The sequence below is a fragment of the Pseudomonas fluorescens genome (genome assembly GCF_902497775.2).
GTDB classification, from domain to species: domain Bacteria; phylum Pseudomonadota; class Gammaproteobacteria; order Pseudomonadales; family Pseudomonadaceae; genus Aquipseudomonas; species Aquipseudomonas putida_F.
In genome coordinates this window covers 5,417,942-5,435,079 of sequence record NZ_OZ024668.1, presented here as the reverse complement: position 1 = coordinate 5,435,079, position 17,138 = coordinate 5,417,942, and the positions used below count along the sequence as shown (strand labels likewise).

The window sequence follows — 17,138 nt, the reverse complement described above, 5'->3', positions numbered from 1 at the left end:
CCGACGGCAGGCGCTCAAGCACGCAGGCCTTGGGCTGCAGGCGGTGACCGGCCGGTCGTCAGCGGCAAGTTTTTCTACTGTATATTTGCCCAAGGGTCGCCTGCGCCCCTAAAATGGCCGGATGCGCGATGATCTCTCTCTCCTGTTGAACTCTCTCAACGACGCCCAACGCCAGGCTGTAGCTGCGCCGGTCGGTCGTCAGTTGGTCCTGGCCGGTGCCGGCTCCGGCAAGACCCGTGTGCTGGTGCACCGCATCGCCTGGTTGATCCAGGTGGTGCAGGCCTCGCCGCACTCGATCCTGTCGGTGACCTTCACCAACAAGGCCGCTGCCGAGATGCGCCAGCGTATCGAACAGCTGATGGGCATCAACCCGGCCGGTATGTGGGTAGGCACCTTCCACGGCCTGGCGCACCGCTTGTTGCGCGCGCACTGGCAAGAGGCCGGGCTGAACCAGAACTTCCAGATCCTCGACAGCGACGACCAGCAGCGCCTGGTCAAGCGGGTAATCCGCGAGCTGGGTCTGGATGAACAGCGCTGGCCGGCGCGCCAGGCGCAATGGTTCATCAATGGCCAGAAAGACGAAGGCCTGCGTCCGCAACACATTCAGGCCAGTGGCGACCTGTTCCTGGGCACCATGCGCAGCATCTATGAAGCCTACGAGGCAGCCTGCCAGCGCGCCGGCGTCATCGACTTCTCCGAGCTGCTGCTGCGCGCCCTCGACCTGTGGCGTGACCACCCGGGCCTGCTCGAACACTACCAGCGGCGCTTCCGCCATGTACTGGTCGACGAATTCCAGGATACCAACGCCGTGCAGTACGCCTGGCTGCGGCTGCTGGCCAAGGGCGGTGACAGCCTGATGGTGGTCGGCGACGACGACCAGTCGATTTACGGCTGGCGCGGCGCCAAGATCGAGAACATCCACCAGTACACCGCCGACTTCCCCGACGCCGAGCTGATCCGCCTGGAGCAGAACTACCGCTCTACCGCCGGTATCCTCAAAGCGGCCAACGCCCTGATTGCCAACAACAGCGGGCGCCTGGGCAAAGAGCTGTGGACCGACGGTGGCGAAGGCGAACCGCTGAGCCTGTACGCCGCCTTCAACGAACACGACGAAGCCCGTTACGTGGTCGAGAGCATCGAAAGCGCGATCAAGACCGGCCTGGCGCGCAGCGACATTGCCATTCTTTACCGCTCCAACGCCCAATCGCGGGTGCTTGAAGAGGCGCTGCTGCGCGAACGTATTCCTTACCGCATCTATGGCGGCCAGCGCTTCTTCGAACGCGCTGAAATCAAGAACGCCATGGCCTACCTGCGCCTGCTCGAAGGCCGTGGCAACGACGCCGCCCTTGAGCGGGTAATCAACGTGCCGCCGCGCGGCATCGGCGAGAAAACCGTCGAAGCGATTCGCGAGCACGCGCGCCACGCCCAGGTCTCGATGTGGGAATCGATGAGCCTGCTGATCGCCAACAAGGCGCTCAAAGGCCGCGCCGCCAGTGCCTTGGGCGCGTTCATGGAAATGATCGAGAACCTCACCGCCAAGGTCCTGGAGATGCCCCTGCACCTGATGACCCAGACGGTTATCGAACAGTCCGGGCTGATCGTCTATCACCAGGAAGAAAAAGGCGAAAAGGGCCAGGCCCGGGTAGAAAACCTTGAGGAACTGGTCAGCGCCGCGCGCAACTTCGAAAACAGCGAAGAAGACGCCGAACTGTCGCCATTGGCCGCCTTCCTCGGCCACGCCTCGCTGGAGGCCGGCGACGCTCAGGCCGACGAGCACGAAGACAGCATCCAGCTGATGACCTTGCACAGCGCCAAGGGCCTGGAGTTCCCCCATGTGTTCCTGGTCGGCATGGAAGAAGGCCTGTTCCCGCACAAGATGAGCCTGGAAGAACCCGGCCGTCTGGAAGAAGAACGCCGCCTGGCCTATGTTGGTATCACCCGCGCCATGCAACAGCTGGTGATGACCTACGCCGAAACCCGCAGGCTGTATGGCAGCGAGACCTACAACAAGGTCTCGCGCTTCGTACGCGAGATTCCGGCTGGTCTGGTGCAGGAAGTGCGCTTGTCCAACAGCGTCAGCCGCCCGTTCGGCTCGGGCCAGCAGCAAAACTCGAGCAGCCTGTTCGCCAACGCCAACATCCCGCAGACCGCCTTCAACCTCGGTCAGCGGGTGCAGCATGCGGTATTCGGCGAAGGCGTGATCCTCAACTTCGAGGGTTCCGGTGCCCAGGCCCGGGTCCAGGTCAACTTCGCCGAAGGCAGCAAGTGGCTGATGCTGGGTTACGCCAAGCTCGAAGCGCTGTAACGCAGAGAAATCCTGTAGGAGCGGGCTTACCCCGCGATGCACTGTGACTTCCAAGCAGCAGATCGCGGGGCAAGCCCGCTCCTACAGCGTATACAGACAATTCAGGCAAAAGCTGGAAACATTATGGCGCTGGTCATGTGTCCTACAACCTGTGCACCATGACGCGCGTGCAATCCACAAAACGGGAATACCCTTCTATGCAACGTTTTCTTAGCATCGCTTTGGCGCTGTGCATCGGCCTGACGATGAGTCTCGACGCTAACGCCAAACGCTTCGGCGGCGGCAAGAGCTCGGGCGCCGCACCGACCCACCAGACCCGTCAGGCGGCCCCGGCGACTCCGGCTGCCTCGCCAACCGCGCCAGGTCGTGCACCTGCCGCCGCCAGCGGTGCTTCGCGCTGGCTCGGCCCTCTGGCCGGCCTCGCCGCCGGTGGCCTGCTGGCCTCCATGTTCATGGGCGACGGCTTCCAGGGCATGCAGATCTTCGACATCCTGATCATGGCGCTGATCGCCTTCCTGGTGTTCCGCTTCATTGCTGCCCGTCGCCGCAAGCAGCAGCCACAAATGGCCGCCGCCGGTCACGCGCCATTCCAGCGTGAAGCGCACCAGCCAGCTGCCCAGCCGTCGATCTTCGGTGGTTCGGCTGCACCTGCCGCCGCCCGTCCGGTGATCAACGCGCCGGCCTGGTTCAACGAGCAAAGCTTCCTGGCCGCTGCGCGCAACCACTTCCAGTCGCTGCAGCAGCACTGGGACGCCAACGAAATGGACAAGATCGCCGAGTTCGTCACGCCGCAGATGCTGCAGTTCCTCAAGCAGGAGCGTGCTGACCTGGGTGATGCCTTCCAGTCCACCTACATCGACGACCTGAACGTGCAGCTCGAAGGCGTCGACGATCGCGCCGACAAGACCATCGCTACTCTGACCTTCAGCGGTGTGTCGAAGACCTCGCGCTTCGACCAGGGCGAACCGTTCAGCGAAAGCTGGAACATGGAACGCGCACCGGGCGAAAACCAGCCTTGGCTGGTCGCCGGGATCCGTCAGAACGGCTGATCTTGAGGCATTGCACAAAAAAACCCCGGGCTTGTCCCGGGGTTTTGCTTTTAGCGCAGCGGGCTACTAGGGTATAACGCGCAGCGTGTCGTAAAGGTTAGAGGATAGAACCGTGGAAGAAGTCATCGAACAGCTCCGAGAAGCCAATGAACCGGTACCGGTGCCGCTGGAGTTGCCGGACGAAGACCAACTGGTCGAAATCGAAGAAGAGTTGTTCATCAACATTCCGTTCGTCTTCAAGGAATTTCTGCTGACGGTCAGCGACGTGGTTTACGGCAGTCTGGAGCCAGTCACCGTCACCGACCCGCAATCGCATACCTACTTGCCGGAAGTGGCGGCCAATGCCTGGGACGCCGGCGTGCCGCGCGACCTGATCCCGATCTGCCAGGACGGCGACGACTACTACTGCGTAGAAGAAGACGGCACCGTGGTGCTGTGGTCCGGTGAAGAAGAGATCGTTACCGAAGAGAGCTGGGAATCGGTTTGGCACTGGGCGCGGGACGTCTGGCTGGAAAGCTGAATGAGAAATAGCCGCATAAAGTAATGGCTCTTGGCTATTAATGTTCGTAGAATCGCCACGCCTTCCTGCGCGTGGCGCTTCGCTACCGCTCCATCCCCTCGGACATTCGAACCGCCCCGCGCAGGAAGCGCCTCTCAGTGGTGGTTCTCCTGGTTGTTTTCCAGGGTCTCCAGCAAGGCGATCTGCATGCGTGTGTGCACACGGATGAACCAGCGCCACAGCACCGCCACCACCACCGCCGCAACCACCACAATCAGCAACAGCAGCTCGCTGGTGGGCAGAATGCTCGCCGACAGCGCCGACAGCAGCAGGAAAATCACCAGCAGCGATAGCAGTGGGATTACCTCGGCAATCACCCGTCGGACCCGCTGGGTGTGCCGCCCGGCCATCTCCGGCTTGACCCCCATCTCCGCCAGCAGCATCGACAGTGCCTTGAGCTTGCGGTACGCGGCGATCAGGAACGGCAACGACAGCATCAGCGCCGCCCCCCAGATCAACGCCTTCTGCTGGCCCGCATCAGTGATCCATTCGCTCAGGTAGTCAGCAATGCGCGCGGCGAAGTAACCCCCGCTGAAAAAGATTGCCACCACCAGCGCCAGGTTCACCCCCACTTGCAGCAGAATCCGCCGGATCATCGACGCCAGCAAGGCCCCTTCGCCCTGGGGCTGGATGCTGCGCAGCCACTCGCCATACAGCGACAGCACCCGCGACAGGCGCCCCGGCACGACCTTGGCCAGCTTCAGCGACAAGGGGTCGGCGGCGCGAATCAGGTATGGCGTGAGCAGCGTGGTGATGGCCGAAACGGCTACCGCCACCGGGTACAAGAAGTCGCTGGTGACCTGCAGGGTCATGCCCAGCGCCGCGATGATGAAAGAGAATTCGCCAATCTGTGAAAGCCCCATCCCTACCCGCAGCGAGGTACGTCCATCGTTACCGGCGATAAAGGCGCCCATGCCGCAGGACAGCATTTTGCCCAGTACCACCGCAATGGTGATGACCACGATCGGCCAGGCGTACTCGACCAGGATCGACGGGTCGATCATCAAGCCGATGGCGACAAAGAAGATGGCACTGAACAGGTCGCGAACCGGCTCGATGAGTTGCTCGATCTTCAGCAATTGACGCGACTCGGCCATGATCGCGCCGATCAGGAAGGCGCCCAGGACCATGCTGTATTCAAGCTTGACCACCAGCAGGCAGAAGCCGAAACACAGGCCCAGAACGGTGATCAGCAGCATCTCGTTGCTTTCGAAACGGGCCACGTAAGCCAACAGGCGCGGCACCAGCAAAATGCCGATAACCAGGGCGACGATCATGAACAGCGACAGTTTGCCAACTGTGGAGAACACTTCGCCGGAGCTCACCGTGCCACTGACGGCGATGCCCGAGAGCAAGGCAATGATGCCGATGCCAAGGATGTCCTCGACGATCAGCACGCCAAAGATCAGCTGGGCAAAGCGCTCGTTCTTCATCTTCAGGTCGTTGAGTGCCTTGACGATGATGGTGGTCGAGGAGATTGCCAGGATGGCACCAAGGAACAGTGAATCCATGGTGTTCCAGCCAAACCAGCGGCCGATCTCGAAGCCGATCCAGATCATCAGGACGATTTCCAGGAACGCGGCGATGAACGCCGTTGCCCCGACCTTGAACAGTTTGCGCAGGCTGAACTCAAGCCCCAGGCAGAACATCAGGAAGATCACCCCGAGCTCGGCCAGTGTCTTGATCGTGTCTTCGTCGTGAATAAGTCCAAACGGCGGGGTGTGCGGACCGATGATAAAGCCGGCAACGATGTAGCCGAGCACTACCGGCTGTTTGAAGCGGTGGAACAGGATAGTGACCACCCCGGCAACCAGCATGATCACTGCCAAATCCTGAATAAAGCTGATGGCATGCACGGCGTGGGACTCCTTACCTGGTATCCAGAGACAAGCCGCAACTCACCAGATGAATTGTCTGATTGAGTTGCGGGTACATAGCGTTTTAAATGTAGGAAGCCCACCTTGCATGGGCCTTCTCAGGTTAACACCGCCGCTTGTCGCTCATAGCCGGTGCAATATGAAGAAACAGATCGACCAAAGCATCGCCGTAAATGGCACAAACAGCGTGACGGCAAGGCCGCTGTCAGCGTCCCGTCTACTTAGATGGGAATCGTATTGGGGGAAAGAAGCGTGAATAGCAATCGCCACCCCGCCTCAGCGCAACCTTACCGTGAGCACACTATGGAACCTGGAAACGCCCAGCTGTCGATGACCGTCCTGATGACCCCGGACATGGCCAACTTTTCTGGCAACGTCCACGGCGGCACCCTGCTCAAATACCTCGACGAAGTAGCCTATGCCTGCGCCAGCCGCTATGCCGGTCGTTATGTGGTGACCCTGTCGGTCGACCAGGTGGTCTTTCGCGAGCCGGTGCATGTCGGCGAGCTGGTGACCTTCCTCGCCTCGGTCAACTACACCGGCAACACCTCGATGGAAGTCGGCATCAAGGTGGTCACCGAAAACATTCGCGAACGCTCGGTGCGCCACAGCAATAGCTGCTTCTTCACCATGGTCGCCGTCGACGATGACCGCAAGCCGGTGGCGGTGCCGCCGCGCCAGCCTGAAACCAGCGAGGAAAAGCGCCGTTTCCTGCAAGGCAAACAGCGCCGCCTGATCCGTCAGGAGCTGGAAAAGCGCTACCAGGAGCTCAAGGGCGACGCCCTTTAACAGGCCAGAGGCTGCGCTGCAAAGCGCAGCCGCGGGTGCACGATGCGGTCTTGGGCCCGCACCAGCTCCAGCTCGTAGCTGGCGCAGGCCTGGGTTTCCAGCAGCACTTCGTGTACTGCCGCAGCGGTGAATTCAAACGCCGCCACCCAGTCATCGCCCAGTAGCAAGCGCGCCAGGAACAAGCCTGAAGTCAGGTCGCCAACGCCTACCGGCTGACGAGCGAATGCCAGCAGCGGGCGGCGGATATGCCAGTTGCCTTCGGCAGTCACCAGCAGCATTTCAAAGTCTTCGGCGCCACGCCCAGGATAAGCCAGGTGCTTGACCAGCACCGCTTTCGGGCCCCGTGCCAGCAGGCTGCGGGCCATATCGACACAGTCTTGCAGCGACTCGGCACGGCGCCCGCAGAAGCTGTCCAGCTCCAGCTGGTTGGGGCACAGCACATCCGCGCTGGTCAGCGCTTCTTCGACTAGAAACTCGCTGACCTCGGCCGGGACGATACAACCCTTCTCGGGATGGCCCATCACCGGATCGCACAGGTACAAGGCACGCGGGTTGGCCGCCTTGATCCGGGCCACGCCGCTGAGGATCGCCCGCCCCTGTTCGGCACTGCCCAGGTAGCCAGACAACACCGCATCGCAATTGCCCAGCTCACCGATCGTCGCAATCCCTTCTACCAACGCAGGTATTTGCGCTGGAGCAAGCACTTCTCCGGTCCACTGGCCATACTGAGTATGGTTGGAGAACTGCACGGTATTGAGCGGCCAGACCTTCACCCCGACCCGCTGCATGGGAAACACTGCGGCGCTATTGCCGGCATGGCCGAAAACCACGTGGGACTGGATGGCGAGCAGATGCGGAGTACGTTTCATGCAGGTCTTCCGAAAGCGTAGGAATGATAAACAAGGCGCGCAGTATGGCGCTAAATGCCACCTGTACGACAGACCGGGGAGGCAGTTAAGCTGGGCATACTTCGTTGGAGCATATGTAAATGTTGACCCTGGGAAATCTCTGCGTGCTGATGCTGCTGGCCACGGCAGGCGCTTGGTTGTGGCATAACCACGGCTTGCGTGAAAAGGCTCTGGAACGGGTCAAGCAGCACTGCGCCAAGCTCGACCTGGAACTGCTCGATGGCAATGTCGCGCTCAAGCGCATCGGTTTTGTTCGCGATGCCAACGGCCACAAACGCCTGGCCCGGGTGTATAACTTCGAATTCACCGTGACGGGCGAACAGCGCCACCCCGGCACCGTCACCCAGTTCGGCGCCCACACCATGCAGATCGAACTGGCGCCCTACCCGTTCGAAATCAAGACGCCGCAACACCATGACAACGTCGTCGAAATGAACCAGTGGCGCCAGGATCACAACCGCTGGCGCAACTAGACGCGGCAGGCCAGCATGGCCTGTTTTAGCGGTTCAGGGTCCTGCGGCTCGGCGAAGATCAGCTCCAGCCGCGAGTCGCGACGCCATTCACTGCTGCTCCACAGTAATGAAGGCTGCCCAGCCAGGGCGTTAAGCGACTGCCAGCCGCCCGGGCTGTGGATAACTGCCTTGGCCCGGCGCCAGCCCAGCCCCTTCAGAAAAAGCTCCAGCCGGGCTTGATCAAACACCTGACTCGGGTGCCAGCGCCACCCTATGCTCCAACCTTCCGCCGCCTGCTGAGTGCTGCAAATCGGCTGCTGAGGAGTTGTCCACAGGCTGCTGACAACCCCGTAATCATTGGCCATCGCAAGTTTATCCACAGCGCAGGGAAGTACTGTTGAAGCACTTTCCACAGGCACATTGGACAAGGGGAGTTGCCCGAAATCGGTCCAGTACAGGCGAGAATTCGCCAGCCGAGAAGTTATCCACAAGCGCTGTTGCGCGTTCAACCCGGCAGATTTGTTCAGCACCAACAGCCCGGCGCTGGCCAGTGTCGATTGCTGTGCTTCAGGCAGGGCAACACCTGCAGCCAGTTGCTCGGCATCCAGCACCAGCACCGCCGGTTGGACCGCCAACACGCCCTGCCAAGGCGGCAAACGCAGTTGCTCCAGCAACTGCAATGGATGGCCCAACCCGGACGGTTCGATGAACAGCCGATGTGGCCTGGCCTTGCGCAGCAGACGACCCAGGCCAACCTGGAACGGCATGCCGTTGACGCAACACAGGCAACCACCGGCCACTTCACCCAGGGCAATCCCATCGTCATCGCTAGCCAGCAGCGCTGCATCCAGGCCGATCTGGCCGAACTCGTTGATCAGCACCGCCCAACGCTCATCGGCGGGCCGCTGCGCCAGCAACTGGCGAATCAGGCTGGTCTTGCCGGCACCGAGCGGGCCGGCAATCATGTAGGTAGGAATGTTCTGCAACATGAGACGGAGAGTGCCTGAAATTTTCACCACTATGCCGTTATATCAGGCCATCCAGTCAAGGCTCAGGATCAGACGACGCTCGCCGTTCGCCAGTGCCGGCGAGCGATGGACCAGTCCGGCGCCCTGATTGCCGAGCCATTTTTCGCCCTTGAGCAAGGCCACCTCACCCATAGCCAGCTGGCGGATTGCACTGGCGTGCGGTTGCTCCCGGGCGAGCTGCGAGCGGTCGATTGCGCCTTCTTCCAGCCATTCACTGCCCGGGCCGGCGTAAGTGCTCAACAAACGCAGGGGGACGTGATCGACATGAAACCGCGGGCACATAGCGTTACCCAGTGCCTGCAGACGCAGGCCAACACGCCGGGCATCGAGCAGGCAAGCATAGGCGGCCACCAGCCAGGCAACGTCGGTAGCAAACGCCACGTGGCCTTCCAGGTCGGCATAACCGCCCAGCAAGCCACTCAGATCCGGTAGCTGTTGCTGCTCATCCAGCTCGATAACCTGGCTCTCACCCAACGGTTGGTTCAGCGACAACACCAACTGGGCAAAATCGTCGATCTGCACCGGCAGGCGCCGCTGCCACACCGCGAGGTTGACGCCATCCTGCAACGCCTCGGTAAGTACCTGAGGGGTTTCGCCGAAAGCCTGGCGCATCACGCCGCGTCCTCATCGAACCAGGGGCCAAACGGGTCGGGCAGGTGCCGCCAGCTGTTAGCGCCCGCGGCCATTTCTGCATCATTGAGCAGGCAAGCCGAGAGTTCGGCATCCAGCCGGGCGAAGTCGATGTTCTGCCCGATAAACACCAGCTCCTGGCGGCAATCGCCACATTCGGCGCTCCAGTTCTTGAAGATGGCTGCGCTGCTCTGTTCATCCTGTGGCCAGTGCTCGCGTGGCACAAAGCGCCACCAGTGCCCGGCAAAGCCATGGCGCATCATGCCGCCGGCCTGCGACCAACTGCCGGCATCCTGGTGCTTGCTGGCCAGCCAGAAGAACCCTTTGGAACGCAGCAGCCGGCCGTTGTCCCAGGGCTTGTGGATAAAGTCGAAAAAGCGCTGCGGATGCAGGGGTCGACGCGCTTGCCAGGTGGTCGCGGCAATCCCGTATTCCTCGGTTTCCGGCACGTGCTCCCCACGCAATTCCTGCAACCAGCCGGGCGCCTGGGCGGCGCGCTCGAAGTCGAACAGGCCGGTATTGAGGATCTGCTGCAGAGGTACCTGACCCATGACCATCGGTACGATTTGCGCCTGGCCGTTAAGGCTGCGCAGGATCGCGCAGAGTTCTTCGCGCTCGGCACTGCTGATCAGGTCGATCTTGCTCAGCAGAATCACATCGGCGAACTCCACCTGTTCGATCAGCAGGTCACTGATCGAACGCTCATCTTCGTCACCAAGGGTTTCGCCGCGGCTGGCCAGGCTTTCGGCGGCCTGATAATCAGGCAGAAAGTTCAAGCCATCGACCACGGTGACCATGGTGTCCAGGCGCGCCTGATCGGCCAGGCTGCGGCCTTGTTCATCACGAAAGGTAAAGGTCTCGGCGACCGGCAGCGGCTCGGAGATGCCGGTGGATTCAATCAGCAGGTAATCGAAACGCCCCTCGCGGGCCAAGCGTGCGACCTCTTCGAGCAGGTCCTCACGCAAGGTGCAGCAGATGCAGCCGTTGCTCATCTCCACCAGTTTCTCTTCAGCGCGGTTGAGGCTGACGTTGCGCTGGACCTCACTGGCATCAATGTTGATTTCACTCATATCGTTGACGATGACCGCGACCCGCAGGTTGTCGCGATTTTTCAGCACGTGATTGAGCAGCGTGCTTTTGCCGGCACCCAAAAAGCCGGAGAGCACGGTGACGGGAAGACGGTTGGGCATGGGGGCAATCCTCATCGGGGCGAGTGCATTCGAACGATGCATTGCGCAATGTTATATTATAACAATACAATCTCGCCAACCCACTTCGCTCAGAACATGACCAAAGGCCGACCTCAAAGATGAAATCGCGTTGCTTGTTTGCCTTCGCTACGTTGCTGCTGTGTGAGTGCGCCGGCGCGAACGGTGCGCCCCTGAGCAACGGCCTGGCGCTCTGCTCCCGCAGCGCAACCCTGCTTGCCTGTAGCGATGCGCAAGGCAATTACTACAGCGTGCAAACCCAGGGCAGCACGACCTATCTGCGCGGCTTTGAAATGGAAGGTCGCAGGCTGTGGGCGCAAACCAACAGCCGCTATGGTCAGCTGACCTTCTACACAGGCGTGGCGAGCAACGGCGAAACCTGGGTCGGTTACAGCCGGCGTGTGGGCTGGACCACCTTGAACAGTGTGTCCAGCTCCACTGGGCAGCGTTTCAATCTGCGCTGCAATCGCCTGAGCGGCTGCCAATAGTCTTCCTTGAAAAGTGAACCACTGATGAGCGCTTTCACCCTTCCTGACATTGCTGCCCAAGCCACCAACTCCCAGTTGCCATTGGATTGGGTAGGCATGTGTGACATTGCCCTGCCGCTACAGATCGACGGGCAGATTTTGTGTGCAAGGGCCGACGCCGGTGTCAGCCTTGATGACGGCGCATCCCGGGGCATTCACATGTCACGCTTGTATTTGGCGCTGGAAGCGCTGGAACACCAAGGGCTGAGTCCTGCGTTAGTGCATAGCGTCCTGGAGCATTTTCTCAACAGTCACGTCGGCCTTTCCGCCAGCGCCTTCTTGACCCTGCGATTCGAACTGATGCTAAAACGCCCTGCCCTGATCAGTCCGTTGGCAGGTTGGAAAGCCTACCCGGTGACCTTGAACGCGCAGATAAAAGACGGAGTGTTCCACGTGGAACTATTTGTCGATGTGGAGTATTCCTCCACCTGTCCCTGCTCAGCAGCCTTGGCCCGGCAGCTGATTCAGCAGCAATTCATTACCGACTTTGGCAATCGCAGCTTGAGCCATGAAGCTGTCTTGAGTTGGCTGGGCAGTGCCCAGGGTATTGTCGCCACGCCTCACAGTCAGCGCAGTGTGGCAAAGCTGCAGGTTCGTCTGCGTCCAGGTGTTGACGAACTGCCGATAGCAGCGCTGATCAACCAGGCCGAAAAATCCTTGGGCACTGCGGTGCAAACTGCGGTGAAGCGCGCTGATGAACAGGCTTTTGCCTTGGCCAATGGGCAAAATCTGATGTTCTGTGAGGATGCCGCGCGACGCTTGAATATGGCCTTGAAGAACCTGCCTTGGCTCGGCGGTTTCAACCTGCGCGTGGAACATGCCGAAAGCTTGCATGCCCACGACGCAGTCGCCCATAGCCAATGGCGGTGGTGAGGCGCGTCAGGTTCGCGGTTTGACCGTACCGCAATCATTGCCCAGCCACACCGCACGGGTGTTCATGCTGCCCTGCTGCTGTACACCGGAGGCATTGAAGGTGCCGTTGACCTTGGTCAGAAACTCGCGGTCGCTGAGGAAGGTGGCTTCACCGTTGCCTTGGGCTTTCGGGCAACTGAAGGTGAACTTCCAGACATTGCCGTTACGCTCGGTAATCTTCTGGCCACACCCGGACTTGGGATCCTGCAGCGGGATGTCGTTGGTTTTCACCTGCTCAGGCGTCAGGCAGGAACGTACCCCCTGACCGGCCACGCTGATACCCTGCTTGGCCAGGCCACCCTCAATCATTGCCCGTTGTTCCGGCGGCAGGTTTTTCAGCTGGCCGAGCATGAAGCCCATATCCGGAAGCGGCTTGCCATCGACCTGCATGTTGCTGGTGGTCAACTCCCACAGGCCAGGTTGCAACATCTGCGCTTGCACCAACGGGCTTGCCAGACCCAGCATCAGTGCCAGCAGCGGCAGACGATTTTTCATGTAATGACTCCTCGAAACTCCAGCCCCAAGCTGGAACACAGCTTAGACGTCAATTTGTGCTTTCGGTTGCAAGTGCTGGCATGAACATGCTCTGTTAGGGGCAGAGCCTTCGGACAGCAGGATGCGTATGGATTACCACAGCCCCTACTTCTTCGGTTACCTCATTGGTGTGATTCACCTGCTGGGTGCAATCGCCGCCTTGCACGCGGTGTTCACCGTGCGCACGGCCCAGGGGGCAATTGCCTGGGCATTGTCGTTGCTGTTCATCCCCTACTTCACCCTCATCCCTTACCTGGTGTTCGGCAGTCGCACCTTCGATGCGTACATCCAGGCGCGGCGCCAGGCCAACCGCGAGATGCACGTGGCCATGGCCGATCTCAACTGGCGGCCCTGGGTCGAAGAAGCTCTGGCTGCACGTAACTCGGAATCCTATGGTGCACTGCGGGCGATGCCCAAGCTGGGGCGCATGCCGTGCCTGGCCAACAACCAGGTGCGCTTGCTGATCGACGGCAAGGCCACCTTCGATGCGATCTTCCGCGCCATCGCCAGCGCACGCGACACGGTGCTGGTGCAGTTCTTCATCATTCATGACGATGACCTGGGCCGGCAACTGCAAACCCTGCTGCTGAAAAAAGCCGCTGAAGGCGTGAAGGTCTACGTGCTCTATGACAGAGTCGGCAGTCACGCCCTACCTTCGGCCTACAGCCAGAAGCTGCGCGAAGGCGGCGTCAACATCCGCGCCTTCGCCACTCGCCGTGGCTGGTTCAACCGCTTCCAGGTCAACTTCCGCAACCACCGCAAAATCGTCGTGGTCGATGGCCTGTTGGGGTTTCTTGGCGGGCATAACGTTGGCGATGAGTACCTGGGCGGCAATCCCAAACTGTCGCCTTGGCGCGATACGCACGTCCAGGTCAGCGGACCGGTGCTGGCCTGCCTGCAGGAGTCGTTCGCTGAAGACTGGTTCTGGGCGTCGAGAAAACTGCCGCCGTTGATCCTGCCAGACACCTACCCGGAAGACGGCGTACTCTGCCAGGTACTGGCCAGCGGACCGGCCGACCCGCAGGAAACCTGTTCGCTGTTCTTCGTCGAAGCCATCCACTCGGCACGTGAACGCCTGTGGATTACCAGCCCCTACTTCATCCCCGACGAAGCCGTGTTCGCAGCCCTGCGCCTGGCGGTATTGCGCGGGGTGGATGTGCGCATCCTGATTCCTTCACGCCCGGACCATCGCATCGTCTACGCCGCCTCCAGCCTGTTTGCCTTCGAGGCGGTACGCGCCGGGGTGCGGATGTTTCGTTTCGAGCCGGGGTTCCTGCATCAGAAGGTAGTACTGATCGATAACGAGATCAGCGCCATCGGCAGCGCCAACCTCGACAACCGTTCGTTCCGCCTCAACTTCGAGATCATGCTGCTGACCGTCGACCGCGAATTTGCCGATCAGGTCGAAGCGATGCTCAGTCATGACTTCGACCGGGCGCGGGAAATCACCACCGAAGACACCCGCGATACGCATCGCCTGCAGCAGCTGGGGATGCGTATCGCCCGGCTGATTTCGCCGATTCTGTAAACGGTCTTAGCGGTAGAAGTCTTCGCGGGTCAGCGGCAGGTCATGGCTACCATCGGCGAAAGGCTTCACCGCCAGGATCTGGTGCAGGTTGATCCAGCCCTTGGCAAAGGCATAGGAGCAGCCGGCCAGGTACAAGCGCCAGATGCGCAGGGCCTTCTCCGGCACCAGCGTGCCTGCCTTGTCCAATTGCGCTTCGAGACGGTTGCTCCAGTGCTCGAGGGTGCGCGCGTAATGCAGGCGCAGGCTTTCGACGTCGACGATTTCCAGGCCCGCTTCACTGATCCGCGCACTGATCATCGACAGGTGCGGCAGCTCGCCATGGGGGAACACGTAGCGCTCGATGAAACTGCCCGCACCCCGCCCGACGGGTCGCCCGTCGGTATGTTTGGCGGTAATACCGTGGTTCATCACCAGGCCACCTTCGCGTACCGCCCCGAACAGGCGCTGGCAATATAGCGCCAGGTTGGCGTGGCCGACGTGCTCGAACATACCGACACTCACGACCTTGTCAAAGCGGCCGTCCTGGGGCAGGTCACGGTAATCGAGAATCTGCAGCTCCACCTGCCCTTGCAGGCCATCGGCCTTGATCCGTTCACGGCCCAACTTGAGCTGCTCTTTACTCAGAGTGATGCCGAACACCTTCGCGCCGAACTCTCTGGCCGCATAGCGCGCCAGCCCGCCCCAACCACAACCGACATCGAGCAGGTAGTCACCCTTCTTCAGGCGCAACTTGCGGCACAGGTGCTCGAACTTGTTCTGCTGGGCTTGCTCGAGGGTATTGGTCGGCGATTTGAAATAGGCGCAGGAGTAAGCCATGTCGCTATCCAGCCACAGCTGGTAGAAGGCGTTGGACAGGTCGTAATGGTAGGAGATCGCTGCCGCGTCGGTCGCCTTGTCATGCTCGGTACGCAGCGGCTGATCGTCTTCTTCATCCTTGAGCAAGGCCACGCTGAGCTCATCACAGACGCGGATCACCTCGCTGATGGAGCCCTCCAGTTCCAGCTTGCCTTCGACGAACGCCGCACCCAGTTCATCCAGGCTTGGATGGGTCAACTGAGTGATCAGCTGCGGGTCCTTGACCAGGATGGTCACCTGCGGCTTGGGCCCCAGGTCGAACGCATGCCCATCCCAGAGCTTCAACCGCAGTGGCAGTCGCAGGCTTTGCAGAACAGGTGGAAGTTGCGCAAGCATGAAATGAGCCTCCTTTTTTCATCGGACGTCTGCCAAAAAGGGTAGTTCATCTACGGAAAGTTTCAGCTAATGCAGACCATAGTCTGAGCCTATCTCCCCCGTTCCAGACCTCGCGACGCCCGCTGGAAGCGGCGATTCATTGTATACAATCAAGTGTTTTGCAGATTAGTCTTGGCGCCATTGTCGATTCTTCATCCTGGAGTACAACAATGAAAACCTATGATGTAGTGATCATCGGCGGTGGGCCCGGCGGCTACAACGCAGCTATTCGTGCCGGCCAACTTGGCTTGAGCGTGGCCTGCGTTGAAGGCCGCTCGACCCTCGGCGGCACCTGCCTGAACGTTGGTTGCATGCCGTCCAAGGCCTTGCTGCATGCCTCCGAGCTTTACGAGGCGGCGGTTGGCAGCGAGTTCGCCAGCCTCGGCATTGAAGTCGAACCCACCCTCAACCTTGCGCAGATGATGAAGCAGAAGGATGAGAGCGTCAGCGGCCTGACCAAGGGCATCGAGTTCCTGTTTCGCAAGAACAAGGTCGACTGGATCAAGGGTTGGGGCAAACTAGATGGCCTCGGCCGGGTCAAGGTCACCGACGACCAGGGCACCGTTACTGAGCTGCAAGCCAAGGACATTGTCATCGCTACCGGCTCCGAGCCGACCCCGCTGCCAGGCGTGACCATCGACAACCAACGCATCATCGACTCCACCGGCGCCCTGGCCCTGAGTGAAGTACCCAAGCACCTGGTGGTGATCGGTGCCGGGGTCATCGGCCTGGAGCTGGGCTCGGTGTGGCGCCGCCTGGGCAGCCAGGTGACCGTGGTCGAGTACCTTGATCGCATCTGCCCCGGTACTGATGAAGAAGCGGCGAAAACCCTGCAACGCTCCCTGGCCAAGCAAGGCATGAAGTTCAAGCTGGGCAGCAAGGTCACCCAGGCCAGCGCCTCGGCGCAAGGGGTGAGCCTGAGCCTGGAGCCTGCCGCAGGCGGCAGCGCCGAAACCCTCGAAGCCGACTACGTACTGGTCGCCATTGGCCGGCGTCCGTACACCGAGGGCCTTGGCCTGGAGAGCGTCGGCCTTGAGACCGACAAGCGCGGCATGCTCGCCAACCAGCACCACCGCACCAACGTGCCGGGGGTCTGGGTGATTGGCGATGTCACTTCTGGGGCGATGCTCGCGCACAAAGCCGAGGACGAAGCCGTCTCCTGCATCGAGCAGATTGCCGGCAAGGCCCACGAGGTCAATTACAACCTGATCCCGGCCGTCATCTACACCCGTCCGGAGCTGGCCAGCGTCGGCAAGACCGAAGAGCAGCTCAAGGCCGAAGGCCGCGAATACAAGGTCGGCAAGTTCCCCTTCAGCGCCAACAGCCGGGCCAAGATCAACCACGAGACCGAAGGCTTCGCCAAGGTCCTGGCGGACGCCCGTACCGACGAAGTGCTGGGCGTGCATTTGGTTGGCCCGAGCGTCAGCGAGATGATCGGCGAATACTGCGTGGCCATGGAGTTCAGCGCCTCGGCCGAAGACATCGCCCTCACCTGCCACCCACACCCGACCCGCTCCGAAGCCCTGCGCCAGGCAGCGATGAACGTTGACGGCAAAGCCATGCAGATCTGATCAATCAGCCTGTGGCGCCCGTCGCCAGGGG

16 protein-coding genes are annotated in these 17,138 nt (G+C 60.9%); 9 read left to right on the top strand and 7 right to left on the bottom strand.

Going from position 1 to position 17,138, the window contains the following annotated elements; genetic code table 11:
• The first annotated feature begins 121 nt into the window (after window positions 1-121).
• The 3 genes from uvrD (at window position 122) to F8N82_RS24980 (ending at window position 3,874) form a co-directional block, all read left to right on the top strand.
• Window positions 122-2,305, top strand: a complete 2,184-nt coding sequence (uvrD, locus tag F8N82_RS24990; RefSeq protein WP_038997956.1) for a DNA helicase II — start codon at window positions 122-124, stop codon at window positions 2,303-2,305.
• A gap of 197 nt (window positions 2,306-2,502) precedes the next feature.
• Window positions 2,503-3,354, top strand: a complete 852-nt coding sequence (locus tag F8N82_RS24985) for a Tim44 domain-containing protein (protein ID WP_038997955.1) — start codon at window positions 2,503-2,505, stop codon at window positions 3,352-3,354.
• A gap of 112 nt (window positions 3,355-3,466) precedes the next feature.
• Window positions 3,467-3,874 carry an SMI1/KNR4 family protein gene (locus F8N82_RS24980; RefSeq protein ID WP_038616029.1) on the top strand — a complete coding sequence of 136 codons (408 nt, stop codon included), beginning with the start codon at window positions 3,467-3,469 and terminating at the stop codon, window positions 3,872-3,874.
• A 134-nt stretch (window positions 3,875-4,008) separates the two neighbouring features.
• Here the strand turns inward: F8N82_RS24980 and F8N82_RS24975 are convergent, their stop codons facing one another.
• Entirely contained in the window at window positions 4,009-5,769 is a 1,761-nt protein-coding gene (locus F8N82_RS24975; protein ID WP_038997954.1) for a cation:proton antiporter, read from the bottom strand.
• 324 nt (window positions 5,770-6,093) lie between these two features.
• Here F8N82_RS24975 and F8N82_RS24970 point away from each other — a divergent pair, with 324 nt between their 5' ends.
• On the top strand, window positions 6,094-6,579 hold the full coding sequence (locus tag F8N82_RS24970) for an acyl-CoA thioesterase (RefSeq protein ID WP_010222782.1): 486 nt from the start codon (window positions 6,094-6,096) through the stop codon (window positions 6,577-6,579).
• On the opposite strand, the gene pdxY is transcribed toward F8N82_RS24970, so the two are convergent.
• Complete coding sequence (gene pdxY / locus F8N82_RS24965; protein WP_038997953.1) at window positions 6,576-7,448, bottom strand: pyridoxal kinase PdxY; 873 nt, start codon at window positions 7,446-7,448, stop codon at window positions 6,576-6,578. The genes F8N82_RS24970 and pdxY overlap by 4 nt on opposite strands.
• Before the next feature lie 119 nt (window positions 7,449-7,567).
• Here pdxY and F8N82_RS24960 point away from each other — a divergent pair, with 119 nt between their 5' ends.
• On the top strand, window positions 7,568-7,960 hold the full coding sequence (locus F8N82_RS24960) for a DUF3301 domain-containing protein (RefSeq protein ID WP_038997952.1): 393 nt from the start codon (window positions 7,568-7,570) through the stop codon (window positions 7,958-7,960).
• Here F8N82_RS24960 and F8N82_RS24955 read toward each other — a convergent pair.
• Genes F8N82_RS24955 through zigA form a run of 3 tightly spaced genes read right to left on the bottom strand, consistent with a single transcriptional unit; the run spans window position 7,957 to window position 10,787 of the window.
• Entirely contained in the window at window positions 7,957-8,928 is a 972-nt protein-coding gene (locus F8N82_RS24955) for a CobW family GTP-binding protein (protein WP_038997951.1), read from the bottom strand. The two genes, F8N82_RS24960 and F8N82_RS24955, sit on opposite strands and share 4 nt — an antisense overlap.
• Before the next feature lie 42 nt (window positions 8,929-8,970).
• Window positions 8,971-9,579: a DUF1826 domain-containing protein gene (locus F8N82_RS24950; RefSeq protein ID WP_038997950.1), complete on the bottom strand. Its 609-nt coding sequence runs from the start codon at window positions 9,577-9,579 to the stop codon at window positions 8,971-8,973.
• Window positions 9,579-10,787, bottom strand: a complete 1,209-nt coding sequence (zigA, locus tag F8N82_RS24945; RefSeq protein ID WP_038997949.1) for a zinc metallochaperone GTPase ZigA — start codon at window positions 10,785-10,787, stop codon at window positions 9,579-9,581. The genes F8N82_RS24950 and zigA overlap by 1 nt, the downstream gene beginning before the upstream one ends.
• Window positions 10,788-10,906: 119 nt before the next feature.
• Between zigA and F8N82_RS24940 the strand changes: the two genes are divergently transcribed.
• Both F8N82_RS24940 and folE2 read left to right on the top strand, forming a co-directional pair.
• The gene (locus tag F8N82_RS24940) at window positions 10,907-11,293 is read left to right on the top strand and encodes a glutamine synthetase (RefSeq protein ID WP_095162518.1); all 387 of its coding nucleotides are present in this window, start codon (window positions 10,907-10,909) and stop codon (window positions 11,291-11,293) included.
• A 24-nt stretch (window positions 11,294-11,317) separates the two neighbouring features.
• Complete coding sequence (gene folE2, locus F8N82_RS24935) at window positions 11,318-12,205, top strand: GTP cyclohydrolase FolE2 (protein WP_038997948.1); 888 nt, start codon at window positions 11,318-11,320, stop codon at window positions 12,203-12,205.
• 6 nt (window positions 12,206-12,211) lie between these two features.
• Here the strand turns inward: folE2 and F8N82_RS24930 are convergent, their stop codons facing one another.
• On the bottom strand, window positions 12,212-12,739 hold the full coding sequence (locus F8N82_RS24930; RefSeq protein ID WP_038997947.1) for a DUF3617 domain-containing protein: 528 nt from the start codon (window positions 12,737-12,739) through the stop codon (window positions 12,212-12,214).
• A 127-nt stretch (window positions 12,740-12,866) separates the two neighbouring features.
• On the opposite strand from F8N82_RS24930, the gene cls reads away from it, so the two are divergent.
• A complete protein-coding gene (gene cls, locus F8N82_RS24925) occupies window positions 12,867-14,306 on the top strand; it encodes a cardiolipin synthase (RefSeq protein ID WP_038997946.1) in 1,440 nt (479 codons plus the stop codon).
• A 6-nt stretch (window positions 14,307-14,312) separates the two neighbouring features.
• Here cls and cfaB read toward each other — a convergent pair whose 3' ends face one another.
• Window positions 14,313-15,497: a C17 cyclopropane fatty acid synthase CfaB gene (gene cfaB, locus F8N82_RS24920; protein ID WP_038997945.1), complete on the bottom strand. Its 1,185-nt coding sequence runs from the start codon at window positions 15,495-15,497 to the stop codon at window positions 14,313-14,315.
• A 209-nt stretch (window positions 15,498-15,706) separates the two neighbouring features.
• On the opposite strand from cfaB, the gene lpdA reads away from it, so the two are divergent.
• A complete protein-coding gene (gene lpdA, locus F8N82_RS24915; protein ID WP_038997944.1) occupies window positions 15,707-17,107 on the top strand; it encodes a dihydrolipoyl dehydrogenase in 1,401 nt (466 codons plus the stop codon).
• Window positions 17,108-17,138: the final 31 nt, after the last annotated feature.

Coding starts and splice junctions, on each gene's coding strand:
- uvrD (WP_038997956.1), top strand. CDS start 122: ATGCGCGATGATCTCTCTCTCCTGTTGAACTCTCTCAACGACGCCCAA.
- F8N82_RS24985 (WP_038997955.1), top strand. CDS start 2,503: ATGCAACGTTTTCTTAGCATCGCTTTGGCGCTGTGCATCGGCCTGACG.
- F8N82_RS24970 (WP_010222782.1), top strand. CDS start 6,094: ATGGAACCTGGAAACGCCCAGCTGTCGATGACCGTCCTGATGACCCCG.
- pdxY (WP_038997953.1), bottom strand. CDS start 7,448: ATGAAACGTACTCCGCATCTGCTCGCCATCCAGTCCCACGTGGTTTTC.
- F8N82_RS24960 (WP_038997952.1), top strand. CDS start 7,568: ATGTTGACCCTGGGAAATCTCTGCGTGCTGATGCTGCTGGCCACGGCA.
- F8N82_RS24955 (WP_038997951.1), bottom strand. CDS start 8,928: ATGTTGCAGAACATTCCTACCTACATGATTGCCGGCCCGCTCGGTGCC.
- F8N82_RS24950 (WP_038997950.1), bottom strand. CDS start 9,579: ATGCGCCAGGCTTTCGGCGAAACCCCTCAGGTACTTACCGAGGCGTTG.
- zigA (WP_038997949.1), bottom strand. CDS start 10,787: ATGCCCAACCGTCTTCCCGTCACCGTGCTCTCCGGCTTTTTGGGTGCC.
- F8N82_RS24940 (WP_095162518.1), top strand. CDS start 10,907: ATGAAATCGCGTTGCTTGTTTGCCTTCGCTACGTTGCTGCTGTGTGAG.
- folE2 (WP_038997948.1), top strand. CDS start 11,318: ATGAGCGCTTTCACCCTTCCTGACATTGCTGCCCAAGCCACCAACTCC.
- F8N82_RS24930 (WP_038997947.1), bottom strand. CDS start 12,739: ATGAAAAATCGTCTGCCGCTGCTGGCACTGATGCTGGGTCTGGCAAGC.
- cls (WP_038997946.1), top strand. CDS start 12,867: ATGGATTACCACAGCCCCTACTTCTTCGGTTACCTCATTGGTGTGATT.
- cfaB (WP_038997945.1), bottom strand. CDS start 15,497: ATGCTTGCGCAACTTCCACCTGTTCTGCAAAGCCTGCGACTGCCACTG.
- lpdA (WP_038997944.1), top strand. CDS start 15,707: ATGAAAACCTATGATGTAGTGATCATCGGCGGTGGGCCCGGCGGCTAC.